Raw genomic sequence first — 14,173 nt, forward strand, 5'->3', positions numbered from 1 at the left:
GCGATTAAAAGGTATTGCTTTACTAAGCTACCTCACCAAGCACTGCAAGAATGTCTTCTTTTTTGCCATCCGAATGATCGGTTGGGATTGCCTGGAAGTCAAAAGTGTAATCATCAATGTGATGCCTGTTGATTAATCGTTTTGCTTCGTTTTCTTCCTCTGTGAATTTTAGGTTTTTATCGGAGTAATTATAAATGGCATACCTCACTTTACTGGATTGCGCGAGTACCGCAGGATGTAGCCGAGCAGTAAGGACGAACTTCGCGTTTTTAATAGATGAAACGGCTGCATCAAGTTCATATCCCAGTATCTTCTTAGTTTTTAGGCCATTTTGGATAAATATCTCATCGCAACGCTGCGCCTGTTCGAGATCGGTCTCTGAATCGCAAATAAGATTGACCACGTTATGGATTTTCAAGCTTTTGCATAGACTTACAGTTAACTCCGCCAGCTTTCCATTTACCTCGTTATTATTCAGATTTTTATATTCGGTAAGATCCCGGCAACTAAAAACGATGTAATCCTCCTCGAAAACCCGGGGTGTTTCATTCGTTGCTTGAAGGAAGGCAATGTCAGGAACAAATCCCAGTTTATCGTTTGGGACTTTGAGTTCTTTTGCGATACCAATAGACTTATGGTCTCGCAGAAAGATCCGGTTTGAAATCATCCCAGCTAATTTTATAAACATCTTGGTTTGTAATTTGTTAGCTGTATCAATCCCGATGCCCATGTAGTAAACTGGAATTCCTGAGAGTTTAGCGAGGGCCATGTACTTAATTCCCCCCGTGCCTCCCTGGTCCATAAAGCAAGTCCCTCCTCCCCAAATGATCGCACTAGAGCCCTTTACCTGCGATTGAAACTGGTTAATAGAGGTCCTTAGCAATGAGAAGGTTTCGAGGTGAATATTCTTGCGCTGAAAGTCTATTGCCTGATCCAACGTGTCCTTATCTCCATATGTAAAAATGGTGATTTTGGAAAATTTGGTCTTGTAATAATCAATAAGTGTCGACAGCATGAGCAGATCGCCAAAATTGCCGCCATAGTATCCGATAAGCGAGAGTTTCATTCCGCAACAGTGATTTTAAGACTTCTGAAATGGTTTGTATAAATAGTATAGTACAATCCTGCTACTAATAATTCGCTAAAAATGTAGCTGCATGCGATTGCACTAATTCCGTAGCTGCGAAAACAGTATACAAACGCTGCTTGAAACAGGATTGATCCTACTGAGGCCATCAACTTCTTTCCAATGCTTTGTTCTGAGAGTATCGCAGCGCCCAATGCCGTCGAGAAGAACCTGAAGGGCAGACTACATGCCAGGGTGCGTAAGATCACAGTTGCGGCACCAAAATCTTTGGGATAAATGCTTCCGATGATTAAATCGGCTGAAACGAAAAGACCGAGAGCGACTAGCAACCCACCTGCGAAAGACGCGATCGCATGTCGGATCGGAATCATATAAGAGGAGTGACTCGGTGTGAGTTTATGATATTTGGGTAGGAAGTAGGTCCCGAATATTGTATTAGGTAATATGTAACAGGCCGCCAGAATCGTGTTAGCTGCACTATATACGGCCGAGGCTGTCGAACCAAACAGATAAATTGAAAATACCGTCGAAATTTGAATCTGTGCAATATTGAGTGTGCCGTTGAAAGAATAATTGACGGATTCCCTTAGATACTGGACAAGCTCTTTGAACTTAACAGAGAAATTCAGCAAGTATTTTGGTTTACTTCTTTTGTGCGCACCCGCTAAAAGGATAAAAGCACATAAGTGCGAGAGACAGAGTGCCAATGCTAGATTAGTCAAATTAATCGCCATTATGACCGTTGATGCAGCCACTACTATTAACCTAACCATCGGTAAAAGGCTTTGGAGGATAGACACGCTGTTAAATTCTTCTTCAAACTGGGCGTAGGCAACCGAGATGTACTGCACAGTTTGAGGCACGTAATAGGTTGCAAAGCAGATAGCCACGAGAACCCCGATATCTGAATTGACAAAAACGATAGTACTCAGGGCTATTGCAAGGGAAGTCGTTATCAGAAGTGATAAAGAGGCAAGAGAGGCCAGTGAGTTGACTTGTGAGGGATTAACACATGCTTTTCTAAGGAAAAGGCCGGATGCCCCCATTCCAGCCAGTGGCCCAATGATAGACAGCATGGAATTTGATGCGGCATATTTACCAAAATCAGAGATAGTCAAATGGTGACTTATGACCACTTGAAGCAAGAAGGTTGCCCCTGCTGCGCCGAACCCGGAAATCAGTACCCGAATAATTTTGTTTTTAAACATTTGGCAATAAGTGATTACGTGTTCTTAAACGGATTCAAGCACTCGGGAGTCCACAGGTGTATCAACCGGACCTCGCCCAGATGATTGTTTAGGGACCGGCGACAATGACTTAGCCATTAGAAAAGCTTGGCATACCGACACGAGAATCGTAAACGAGGATTCAGTAAATGCCTGGAACAGAATTGTGATCAAGATAAACGAAGCAATCACGTAGTTTTTGCGTTTCATGTGCATTTGAAAAATCAACACGAAAAGCAGAACATGACAAATGAGAAATATCCCTCCCATTTGATAGCCTATTACTCCAAGCAAGCTCTCGTTTCCATTTTGGTAGAGAGATGCTTCTCCTGTTCTAAACGGGGAGGGTGAAATCCGGCTGGCAAGCGTTTCCAGGTAGGCTACATATCCGGCAGTACCCAGGCCATTACCCCAAAATGGGTCTTCCAATGCAGACCTGATGCCAAAAACAAGCCCTGATATATGGTTGGCAGTGGATTTGAAAGGAGTATTGTCGAAACCGTAGTAAAATGTCCATCCATCGTACATAATTGGCAAGGCAAATATGAAAACGAGCGATGCGATAATCAATACTTGGTTTACATACTTTGCGTAGTTGCCTAGTAGAAATATCAGTGATCCGAACAAAGAGGTCTTGGTTTTGGCCAGCAACGTAACAACAGCAGTGATACCCCATTTTACGGGCTGACGTTTACCGACTTGATAATAACAAAATAGGAAAAGACAGGTAAAGGCGAATGTCAGAGGTGACAGGTAGAAAGATCCAAGTCTTAGAGAATTGACCGAGAAAACATCACGAGTATAGTAGTTTCCAGGAATACTTCCTCCAAATAGCCTACTGAAAATTACGTATTTGAGCGAAAATGGAATAAAATACTCTATTACGGCGAAAACTAGGCCCGCTAAGAAGATTTTTTCGATGAATTTTAACAAGGTCCCCAGGATATGATCCGGAGTTTGAAACGCGCAATAAATCCAAAAGTAGATAAACAACAGCTGGGTGTAGCAGATTACTACCAGAGAGGGATCCCACGCCTGTATAAGCGTGATATCGATTATAAACCGAAGCGTCAGGTAGAGAAGCATCCATTTGGTCAAGGTTACTACCTTCTGTCTTTTCGTATCTCTGCGTTTAAACGATACGATCGCCAGAATATATAGAGCAGCACCGCCCACTTGAAGGATTTTTCCAACGGACCTGAGACTGAGCGAATTTAAAAGGTTGGAAAAAGACGCAACCAAAATAAAAATCAGCCCTGCATAGGTGATTATATCAGATTTGGATAGCTTCATTATGTCTGGCTTGAACCAAGGTGGCGTCTGAGAATTGTTATCCTGGCAGCAACATTGGCATTTATAACGTTGAGTATTTTTAAGCAATCGGCTACGGGATGATTAAGCCAGTAACCGATTTGCTGTTATATTTTGCTAATCATTTTCTTAAGCTTCGACTCGACATTGGAGCGACCGCTGTTTTCATCGTCGTAGTAGCCGTACCCATAGCCACCATAGCCATAGCCATAACCGTAACCAACACCATAATTAACACCATTGAAAATGATGGAGAGATTGGTAAATCGTTTGGTTCTTTGCAGCTCTCCGATGCGCTTCAAATGATCAATAATCGTATAGTTAAAGCGGACAATGTAGAGCGTTGCATCTGCATGTTCGGCGATCAATGCCGAGTCAGTAACGAGCCCGTATGGAGGGGAATCAATCAGGATGTAATCGTATTTTTGACGAAGGTCTGCCAGTAAAATCGGCAGCTTGCCATTACTTAGAAGCTCCGACGGGTTAGGAGGGATAGGTCCACTGGTTAAAACGTCGAATTTGGGATGGACTCCAGTGGACTGAATGAAGTCTTCATAGTGGCCTTGACCGATCAGGCAGTTAGAAATCCCAAATTTGTTGGGGACCATTAGGCGATCATGAAGGGTGGGCTTGCGAAGATCGAGCCCAATGAGCAATACTCGTTTATCCGAGTATGCCAAGCTAGCTGCCAGGTTTATACTCACAAAACTTTTACCCTCACCTCCGATGGATGAGGTAAACATGATCACCCGACACGTGCCATCACCCAGGTACTGTAAGTTTGTTCGAAGCGCACGGAACTGTTCGGCAACAGCACTTCTGCTTGTCATTTTAATAATGGCATCTTCACCTGGCTGTCCGGCTTTCATCTGGCCGATTTCTCCAAGAATTGCCGAGTGAGTCACTTTTTCGATCTCTTCTCTTCTCTGAACTGTGTTGTTAAGTAGCAAAAGTAGATTGATAAGTAAAACTGGCACGACCAAACCTCCGACGCCTGCTCCAAGCCAAACGAGTGCTTTTTTGGGTTTGATTGGATTAAAGGTTGCAATGGGGGCATCAATGAGTCTACTGTCGGTGACTGTTGAGGCATATGCGAGAGCCGTTTCTTCTCGCTTCTGCAATAGATAGAGGTAAAGCTCTTCCTTGATTGATTGCTGACGTTTGATACCTACGAACTCCCTTTCTTTTTTCGGAATGCTGCGCAGGCCTGCCGAAAACCTGGTATTGATGCCTTCCAGGTTTTTCTTTGTCACTGCCATTCCCCTTCTAAGGTTTTGAACGTTTTCCCTGATCGACTGACGAGTTCCTGCGAGCTGAGTATTGATAGTTTCAAGCAGAGGGTTGTTAGGCGAGGTTGTCCTGGCATAGCGCTCCCGTTGTAATTCAAGTTCGTTGAATTTAGTAAGAAGGGAAACCAGGACCGGGTCGTCTATCATATATGTGGCGGGTGCCACGGCACCTTCACCGGCATTCTGGATGTAGTTGTCGACACTTTCTAGAATGCTGATTTTTGTATTAACTTCATTCAGCTTAGTGTCGTTCTCTTTGATGTTCTCTAGGAACAGTTGAGATTCCGCACTGATGTCGGTAATTCCCTGATTCGTTTTGTAGGATTCTACGTCTTTCTCGACGTCTCCCAGCTCTCCGGTAATAAGTCCGAGTCGGTTTTCGATGAATTTAAGCGTGTTACTGGCTTCGCTGTTTTTATCGCTAAGAGACGATTGGACGTATACGTCCAGCAATTTATTCAGAACATCTTTGGAGCGTTGAACATGTGAGTCTTCAAATGTTAGTTCGAGCACTGTACTTTTTACATTAGGTTGCTCGACCGACAGTGATTTCAGCATGATCTCCGCCAAATTTTTTACCTCAGTAAAGACAACCGTAATATCGGTATATTCTGAAGGTACACCCTTAGTAACTACAAAGGCCCCCCAAGCGTTGTTAAAGCGTTGGTTGAAAGCAAAGACTCTGTCCTCGTCATTGAAGCGAAAGTGTGTGCTGTCTACCAGGTGGATCACCAACGGCTCCTTGTACGCCAAAGGTGTAATAACCTCTGGCTTGATGATTACAGGGCTTGTTTTGTAAAGACTGATCTTTTTCAAACCATCCTTTGCCTTATAAGAGACATCTAGGTTCAGTTCTTTGATCACCTGCTCCATCAAAGTCTGGGACCTGATGATCTCCAATTCATTCTCAACCAATTTGTTGCCTCCGAATTGAGAACTTAATTCAGAAAGTATATCTCCTTGTGTACCACTAAGCCCCTTATTTTCGTCTTTAATCAAGATCGAAGTCTTGGTACTGTAGATCGGCGGAGTCACCTGCAAGTAAAAAAATGCAGCTGTGAGCGCAAGAAAAAGAAAGACAGGAAAGAGATACCAGTACCGCAAATATCTTTGTACATGCTCGTTGAGGTTAAATTCCTCTTCGTGATCTCCCAAGTCGAGGTGCTGGTTATTTTGATTGGTCATAACATTGAGTATATGTTGCCCGTAAGAGCATTAACGATCTGTTGAGTTTGGTCTATTTTGTGAAATTCAAAATAAGAATTCCCAGAGTACCAACCGCAGCGACGATTGATGTCACAATTGGCACAAGTTGTACATTCCTGTCTGTTGCATTGATCCTTGTCTTGATAGGCTCCACATATATTATATCATTTTTGTGAACGTAGTAAAATGGAGAGGTGAAAATGTCGCGGGACGTGAGATCGATTCTCGCATATTCTCTCTTTCCGTCTTCTTCCCGAATCACTAGTATGTTATCTCTTTTGCCATAGATAGTTAGGTCTCCGGCTAGACTAAGAACTTCCGGGAGGGAGATTTTTTCATCAGGGATTACGTAAACCGATGGACGGGCGATTTCCCCCAGCACGGAAACCTTGAAGTTGAGGTTGCGTACGATTACAGATGGCTCTTTAAGAAAGTTTCTCAGCCGCAGGCGAATCGTATCTGCAGCGTCAGTTGTTCGGAGTCCTGTAACCTTCAATTTTCCTACGAGCGGTATTTCAATTGACCCATCTGCATCAACAAGGTAACCCAGTGGCTGGGTCCTAGCGCCACCGCCCGTGGTGGAGTAGTTAGTGCTAGCGGTTGTGAATGTATTCGGTGTATTGAAAACCTCGTTAGCCTCTGCATTCAAGCTTCCCACAACAATTGATAACAAATCATTGGGTTGGATTGTGGGGACATATTTTTGTTTAATTTCCTGGGTCGCATACTGTAAGCTGTCTCCTTGGAAATATACAATAGACTTCGTGGAGACGCAGGAAGTGGCTCCTCCGATTATCGCGATAAAAATAGATAGTGATGTAAGCGGGACTAATGCTTTTCGCGCGAATTTCAGATTCATATGGATTTAACGGTGAGTAAAATAAATTCTTAAAATCTTGATTAGTAGTCTTTTATTCCTTCTTTGCTTACCAAGCTAAGTTCTGTCACTTGTAAACTCTCGTTCAATTTCCTGAATTGTCTATAATTTTGCTTCTTGGGAATGTCCAAATGCTTTGTAGGGGGGATTTACTACAAATATAGAATAAATTCAATTAATAGTGCGCGATTTCTACAAGTTTTTCATTCTGAAATGAGTATCTAGACAGCCAGCCGTTCTTATTTGATTTCTGTATTAAGTCCAGATGTGGCATTTTGTGTGCGTCTGTTCCTAGAAAGGTAATGAGCCGGTTTTCCAAAAGCCATTCAGCAGTTTTGTTCACACCGGGGCCATAGTGTCCTGTTAGAGATAAGATATTCAGTTGGAGCTCGCATCCTCCGTCTGCCAATTTTTTATACATCGTGAGATCGTTGTGAAAATACGTATAACGTTCCGGGTGAGCCAGAACGGGTTGATACCCCTTTTCAATAATAAAAAAAAGCGTTTCGGAGGTATTCATTAGGGGCGTGGAGTAAGGAAGCTCTACAAGGAGACGATTTCCCGGAAGTGTCAGCATTTGTTCGCCTGTATGAAGCATCTCCATAAAATGCTCATCAATGAAGTATTCGGCGGCAGCATTTACTGAGATTGGAAGACCTTCTTCCCGGACTGCGGCCCGTACTGTCTCTAGTCCGGACAATATTATTTCCGGAGTATTCCTGTAACAATCCCAAATAATGTGGGGCGTCGTATACAGGTGAGTGTATCCTAAATCCACCATTTTTCGGATCATCGCGAGCGATTCTTCAACCGTCTGTACACCATCGTCTATATCCGGGATAAGATGCGAATGAATGTCCATTCCAATCCCTCCGAGATTAAGACCTTGCTTTGCTGCGCGATTTCCAAATAACCAATTCAACATGCTGTCAGAAATACTTGGCGACTTTAACCAACAAGCCGCCCGAATTGTTTAATAATTTTCCTTGATCCCATGCACCCATAAATCCCAAATGTGTATTTTTCCCAATCGGTCTGTTTACTTCTGCATATCCCGAAAATTGACTTAATTTTGGGAAAATGCCATAAACGGCTGGTGTATGGATCGTTCCTGTCGTATGGCCGTTAGGATGGGTTCCGAAGGTGCCATAGTTCTGCGAATAGGATAATTTAGTTAGCAGTTTCCACACGCCAAGGCCCAGCTCCGCACCCAAATGTATCATCACAACGCGGTTGTTGATAAAGTAGTCGGGTGGATAAACCGGTAGGCCGTCTCTACTCAATGTTCTCGAAGTGATGAAAGGAGTACCTAGGCCTGCCTTTTTGTAGGACCAGCCTTCGGTGTAAAGATAGTTATTGTAGTAATCCTCATCACCCGATGGAGTAATCTTGGACCATGATTCTCCTCCTTGATTTCGGGTGAATAGAAACTCTACCAGGACTTTATTCCATCTGAAGCCCGACGATTTGGGCTGTTTGTTTCGAAGGCTCAACCCTGTTAAACCGTCGGTGATATTCGATAAGTGTGCAAGCCCACCAACTTCGTAAAAAAACTGATGATACAGAAGTACTTCAATTTTATTAAACCGATAATCGGCACCGAAGTCGACAGAGCCCAAATGGTTGCCGATCTTACTGGAATTCCAAACCCTGCCTAATACGACACGCTGATAGGTGTCCCACGCGGATAAATCATAGGGTTTCCAGGGATTTCCCCTTTCCGACCAAACATACTTCTCATCCCCAAAAAACACCTGGTGATTAAACCCGCCATACAATTTCAGCCTGGCTGTTGGCTTACCCAGTCGCACGTAAAGCGACTTCTGGTGAAATTGCGTGGTGGTCATGTTGGTGTCTCCGTATTGCACGGGTGTTTTACCGACCCAGCCGTGGGCGAAGTTGCCCTTAAATGCCACAAAACGTCCCAAAAACGGGATCGGATAATATTCAGGGATCGAAATCTGAACCTTGGGAATACCCAGCGCGTTGCCGGATATCGCATAGTTTCCTGATGTCAGCAACGTGTCGGATAATCCCATTACTTCCTTAATACGGCCTCCTTGCAGCTGAAATATGCCGGCGCGCAGTTTTCCGTAGCCTTCAATGAGCGTCAGGTTGGAACCCTTTCCGGCGTTGCCGCGAACTTGTAGAGATGCTCCCCAGTCGACGAGTTTGGTCTTGGTGGTATCGTAATCTACTCGCGCACTGCCAATCAGGCTGGCCGAAGCTCCTGACAATGGGACACTTCCGAATTGATTGGAACGCATCCAGAAGGGTACCTGGTCATTGGAAGTATAGCCGGCCTGGGCTTCCAGACCAAATCGAACGTATGGAAATTGAGCCTGGGCGTTAAGGAGGGGTGTTGTGCACAAAAGTGCAATCAGGAGTTTTTTCATGTTTTACGTTGAGTACAAGCAAAGTTACTGACTCCGATCAATTATCCAATCATTGAGGGAATGCAGTTTGAATTATTCCTTGAACAATTCGTTTGGCGTCAAAATGATTTTGCCAGTTTTGTGATTACGCCCACAGAGGAGGGTAATACATCGCCGGCGTCAAGAGCCGCCGCCAATCCCAGACTAAAATCGTGCCTGAACACTTTGCGACCTTCCAGGTAACCGGAAAATTGCGATCGTTTACCGAACGCTTTTGCGGTTGAAAATGTCCCGTAATTCATTGAGTATGTTAGTTTAAGAAGGGTTGACCATGATTTGGAGCTTGCCGATGCTGCGCCATGAAATGCTACCAGTCGGTTGTTAATGAAATATTCCCGCTCATTTCTGGGCAGATCGCCCTTTCCGTCCAAAGTGGTGGTGATCAGCGGAGTTCCGAGTACGTTACCGTAATATGACCAGCCTTTGCGGTATATATAATTATTATAATAATCCTCGTAGCCCAGCAGCCCAAGCCGCTGTACGGCATCCGCTGCCTGACCTTTGGTATAAACTGTTTCAAATGCCACCTTCCTCAGCCGAAATTGCTCATCAGCAGGTGCTTTGGTGGTAAAGCTGATCCCGTTCAGCCCGTCAGCTGCATTGGCGAGGTGTTTGAGGCCGTCTTTGTCGTAAAAGCTCTGACGGTAGAGCATAATGGTCAATGAGGGAGTGTTATAAGTTATGCCCAGATCTACGGAGCCGAGGTGGTTTCCGACCTGTGAATACTCAAAACGCTTGCTGAGTACAACATAGCTGTATTCTTCCCAAGGCGACAGGGTAAACTCATTTTTTGAGAATATGGACTTGTTGTTTCCCCACTGCACATTGTCGTTCAGCCCCAAAAAAACTTTAAGTTTTGACGTCGGCGTACCGAATCGGAGGTAAAGGGATTTTTGATGCAGGTATGTTTTGGCTTCGTCCACCTGGCGGTAGGGAAAGTGGATTGCCAGGGTGCCCATCCAGCCATGTGCATAGCTTCCTTTGACGGCAATAAACTTTTTGAGTATCGGTATGGCGTAAAATTCGGGAACGGAAAGCTCTATTTTGGGCACGCCCAGGGCGTTGCCCGAGACTGAAAAGTTTCCGGAAGTTAGTAAAGTGTCGGTGAGCCCGATGGATTCACGAAAACGGCCGCCCCGAATTTGAAAAGCACCGAGCCGGATTTTTCCGTAGCTCTGAATGAGGAATGCTTTAACGCTGCTGCCCGCGTTCAACCGACCCTCGATTCCCGCACCCCAGTCGAAGAACTTTTCCCGGGAAGGAGCAAATGTTTTTTCAGACCTGACGATGAAGCTCGCCGAACCACCCTCCAAAGGAGTACTTCCGTATTGATTGCTCCTCATCCAGAACGGCACCACATTGCCTGTGGTAACCGATCCCTGCGCTTCAAGGTTTAATTTAAGCAGTGATCCCTGTGCGAGCGCGAAATGGGAGAATAATACAAAAAGAAATGGTAATAGGCTTATTTTCATGCATATAACGTTGAGCTTAACCAAATATAGGGAACAACGTTACATTTCAATGAGCGGTCAAACTAATTTTATAGAGGATTTTACTAAATGATAATATAGTTTAAAGCAGGTGACTTATCGCCCGGCGAGCGTCTCCTGGTGTTGCCACAAGTCCTGGAACACCGGGCTGTTGCGATGGAGGTGATCAAACGTTCCTTCGTCGATCAGGTAGCCATCGCGGAGAATATATACGTAATCGAACTTGGTCAGCAAGTGCAGGCGGTGCAGCGTGGATACCACGGCTTTGCCGCTGAATTCGGCAAACATCTTATCATAAATTGCCGCTTCCGTCTTAGGGTCGATGCTGCTGGTAGGCTCGTCGAGCAGCACAATATCGCTGGTGCGCGCTGCCAGGATGCCGCGTGCAAGCGCGAGACGCTGCTTCTGCCCACCCGAGAGGTTCACACCTTTTTCCTGAATGCTGGATTCAAGCCCTTTGGGCAGCTTGTCTACGACTTCCGCAAAATGTGCGGTTTCGCAAACCTGCATAATGTCGCTTTCCTCGAATGGCAGGCCGAGGGTAATATTGTAGGCAATGGTGTTTTCAAAAATTTCCGGGTCCTGCGGAAAGAGCGTTACCTGGTCGGCAAGCATTTCAATAGCGGCTTCATGATGGCCGTCGACGGTTACCTTCACGTCCTTTTCGGGTTGGTACAAACCTCTTAGCAAAGCGAGGAGTGTGCTTTTACCGCTTCCGCTCTCGCCGATAAATGCAATGCGCTGGCCGCGGCGGATGCGGATGTCCAGGCTATGGAGGCTGTGCGCTTGCTTTTCGGCGTCGTATACTTCTCCGTGGGAAAAATTGAGGTTGCTGATATGGAGCACCCGCCAGTTTTCGGGGAGGTCGCCGGCTTCGTCGATGCGGTGGTGCTCGTGGTAAGCCTCGCCGATAGCCCGCGCGGTTTGTACCTCAGTGTTGTAGCGAATGATTTCGGTGTATTGCCAGGCAATGTCCTGGAACACGCTGGTAAACTGGTTGACATAGCTCAGCAGCGTAACCAACCCGCCGACCAGAAACACTTCGCCCGGCACATAGTGCTGATACACATAGCCGATCGTTACCACTATATAAATGATGGCAATGAATACGCTCGCTACAAACCATTTCCACTCATTGATTGACACCGACCGCCGGAAAGGAGGAAAGACGTCGGCAACTTTGCTCATCAGACTGATTTTCATCCGTTTTTCGAGCCGCAGGGTGATGACTGTGATGATATTGGACAGGCTATCAAACAAAGTAGAGGAAACAATGTGCTCTTTCTCGTTTGATTCGTCGAGTGCTTTAATGAATGGTTTATCAAATTTAAAAATCACATACACGTTGATCATCCCGATCAGCACGCCAATCGCGCCGAATAGGGGAGAGAACCAGATGATGGCGACGAATGAGAATATGAATTTGGCAAATGCGTGCAAAAACATGAAGCCGTTCTGAAAGAAGTCCTTCAATGCCTCGTAAGCCTTACGGATGCGGTTGATCGTCGCACCGCTGTGGTGGTCCTGGTGCCAGCGGATGGGCAGGTGCAATGCCTGATGGTAGAGCTCATCCAGGAAATTACGGCTCAAATCGAAGGCTAGTTTGCGCTCCATCACGCGCGCGGGCCCGTGGAATGCCCATTCGAGCAGGATCAGGCCCAGATATGCGCCCCCGTACACCCACACATTATGCAAAGTGCCTTCTGCATCTTTTTGAATGGATTGGATAAACCAGCCGTAAAGCAGCGGATGTGCCGCCAGTACGAGGTTGGCCATCACAAACATGCCATACACGAGCAGGTAGCGGCCGCGTTGCTGCCGGGCGTAGCGCCAGGCCGTAGCCAGCAGGGATAAATAGGGATTCTTCATGCAAAAATCAGTGGTTGCGGGAACGACCCAACGCTCCCCGGCTCACTACAACCCCAAAATGCATTCGAAGGTTGCCTTCCGGTAGGTAAACTTTGTGTGAAGAATCAGTAGTTTTTAGGAGTTTGCGGTTTAGTTACACGTTGACTGATTTTGACAAACCAACCTTTTTGAACTACCAAACCGGAATTTTATGAAAAGATTAATGCATGTTTTTTGCAGCGCCGTTTTGCTGAGCATTGCCCTTGGAATTTCTGCACACGCACAGGACGGGTGGATCAGCCTGTTCAATGGAAAGGATTTTACCGGTTGGAAAATCGGCGCGAATGCGAGCTCCTTCTCGATCGAGGATGGTACCATTAAAGTGGCCGGGCCGCGCGCGCACCTGTTCTATGATGGTCCGGTTAAAAACCATATGTTCAAAAACTTTGAGTTTAGGGCACAAGTAAAGACCACACCAGGCTCGAACTCTGGTATTTTCATTCATACCACTTACCAGGAAGATGGCTGGCCGGCGATAGGTTATGAAGTGCAGGTCAACCAGTCGCATACAGACTACAAGCGAACTGGCAGCCTCTATAACGTGATCGACGTGAAGGATACTTACGTGAAAGACAATGAATGGTACACCGAATATGTGAAAGTCGAGGGCAAACACATTACCATCAAAATCAATGACAAAGTGGTGGTGGACTACGAAGAAACCGGCGTTGACAAACGCGAGGGCGAAATGAAGAACAGATTCCTGAAACAAGGTACATTTGCATTGCAGGCGCACGATCCCAAGAGCGTGGTGTACTATAAAGACATTCAGGTGAGACCGTTAACCGAATAACCGCATTGCTTCCGATGGAAGAAGAAGTTCATTTTGAATCGATATTGGAACGCCTCCCCAAAAAGGGAGGCGAATTTTATATGATGGTACCCGACGACGTAGCCGTGCAGTTCGTCGAAGGCCGGAAGCCCGCACGTGTGCGTTGCGTGATCAATGGCCAGGTGCATTTCCAGTGCGCGATCCGTCCCAAGGGCGGGGGAGGCTTTTATATTAATGTTGCCACACCACTCCGCCAGCAGGGTAAGCTGGTGTTGGGCCAAAAACTGCATGCGACAGTCCGCAAAGACGACAGCGAATATGGCCGGGACATGCCCGAGGAGTTGCAGGAACTGCTCGCGCAGGATGAAGAAGCGAAGCGACTGTTTGAAAATGCCAAACCCGTGAACCAACGGGCCATTATCCATTATATCGCCAGCGCAAAATCAATCCAGGTGCGGATCGACCGCTCTATTATGATGACCGACCGCCTTAAAGCTGGACGTATTGTGTAGAGAAGTGTCAGGTGTTCTCAGGTATTGTCAAGTGTGTCAGAAATTGTTACTGGATTGTCG

At 45.8% G+C, this 14,173-nt stretch carries 11 protein-coding genes; 2 read left to right on the top strand and 9 right to left on the bottom strand.

Features of this window, described 5'->3' with window-relative positions; genetic code table 11:
• Positions 1-22 precede the first annotated feature (22 nt).
• The 9 genes from CLV60_RS25065 to CLV60_RS25105 form a co-directional block, all read right to left on the bottom strand.
• Complete coding sequence (locus CLV60_RS25065; protein WP_106598124.1) at positions 23-1,066, bottom strand: polysaccharide pyruvyl transferase family protein; 1,044 nt, start codon at positions 1,064-1,066, stop codon at positions 23-25.
• Entirely contained in the window at positions 1,063-2,295 is a 1,233-nt protein-coding gene (locus CLV60_RS25070) for a lipopolysaccharide biosynthesis protein (RefSeq protein ID WP_106598125.1), read from the bottom strand. The genes CLV60_RS25065 and CLV60_RS25070 overlap by 4 nt, the downstream gene beginning before the upstream one ends.
• Positions 2,296-2,319: 24 nt before the next feature.
• Positions 2,320-3,606 carry a hypothetical protein gene (locus CLV60_RS25075; protein ID WP_106598126.1) on the bottom strand — a complete coding sequence of 429 codons (1,287 nt, stop codon included), beginning with the start codon at positions 3,604-3,606 and terminating at the stop codon, positions 2,320-2,322.
• 125 nt (positions 3,607-3,731) lie between these two features.
• Positions 3,732-6,098, bottom strand: a complete 2,367-nt coding sequence (locus CLV60_RS25080) for a GumC family protein (protein ID WP_106598127.1) — start codon at positions 6,096-6,098, stop codon at positions 3,732-3,734.
• 52 nt (positions 6,099-6,150) lie between these two features.
• The gene (locus CLV60_RS25085; RefSeq protein ID WP_106598128.1) at positions 6,151-6,978 is read right to left on the bottom strand and encodes a polysaccharide biosynthesis/export family protein; all 828 of its coding nucleotides are present in this window, start codon (positions 6,976-6,978) and stop codon (positions 6,151-6,153) included.
• Between the two features lie 193 nt (positions 6,979-7,171).
• Positions 7,172-7,921: a tyrosine-protein phosphatase gene (locus tag CLV60_RS25090; RefSeq protein WP_106598129.1), complete on the bottom strand. Its 750-nt coding sequence runs from the start codon at positions 7,919-7,921 to the stop codon at positions 7,172-7,174.
• A 4-nt stretch (positions 7,922-7,925) separates the two neighbouring features.
• Positions 7,926-9,392 (bottom strand): capsule assembly Wzi family protein, encoded by a 1,467-nt coding sequence (locus CLV60_RS25095; RefSeq protein WP_106598130.1) that lies wholly within the window; start codon positions 9,390-9,392, stop codon positions 7,926-7,928.
• Positions 9,393-9,490: 98 nt separating this feature from the next.
• Positions 9,491-10,903 (bottom strand): capsule assembly Wzi family protein, encoded by a 1,413-nt coding sequence (locus tag CLV60_RS25100; protein ID WP_106598131.1) that lies wholly within the window; start codon positions 10,901-10,903, stop codon positions 9,491-9,493.
• 114 nt (positions 10,904-11,017) lie between these two features.
• The gene (locus CLV60_RS25105; protein WP_106598132.1) at positions 11,018-12,790 is read right to left on the bottom strand and encodes an ABC transporter ATP-binding protein; all 1,773 of its coding nucleotides are present in this window, start codon (positions 12,788-12,790) and stop codon (positions 11,018-11,020) included.
• A 190-nt stretch (positions 12,791-12,980) separates the two neighbouring features.
• On the opposite strand from CLV60_RS25105, the gene CLV60_RS25110 reads away from it, so the two are divergent.
• Positions 12,981-13,622 (top strand): 3-keto-disaccharide hydrolase, encoded by a 642-nt coding sequence (locus tag CLV60_RS25110; RefSeq protein WP_170118859.1) that lies wholly within the window; start codon positions 12,981-12,983, stop codon positions 13,620-13,622.
• A gap of 14 nt (positions 13,623-13,636) precedes the next feature.
• Positions 13,637-14,113, top strand: coding sequence for a DUF1905 domain-containing protein (locus CLV60_RS25115; RefSeq protein ID WP_106598134.1), 477 nt, complete (start codon positions 13,637-13,639; stop codon positions 14,111-14,113).
• Positions 14,114-14,173 lie beyond the last annotated feature (60 nt).

The sequence above is a fragment of the Dyadobacter jiangsuensis genome (genome assembly GCF_003014695.1).
Lineage (GTDB): Bacteria > Bacteroidota > Bacteroidia > Cytophagales > Spirosomataceae > Dyadobacter > Dyadobacter jiangsuensis.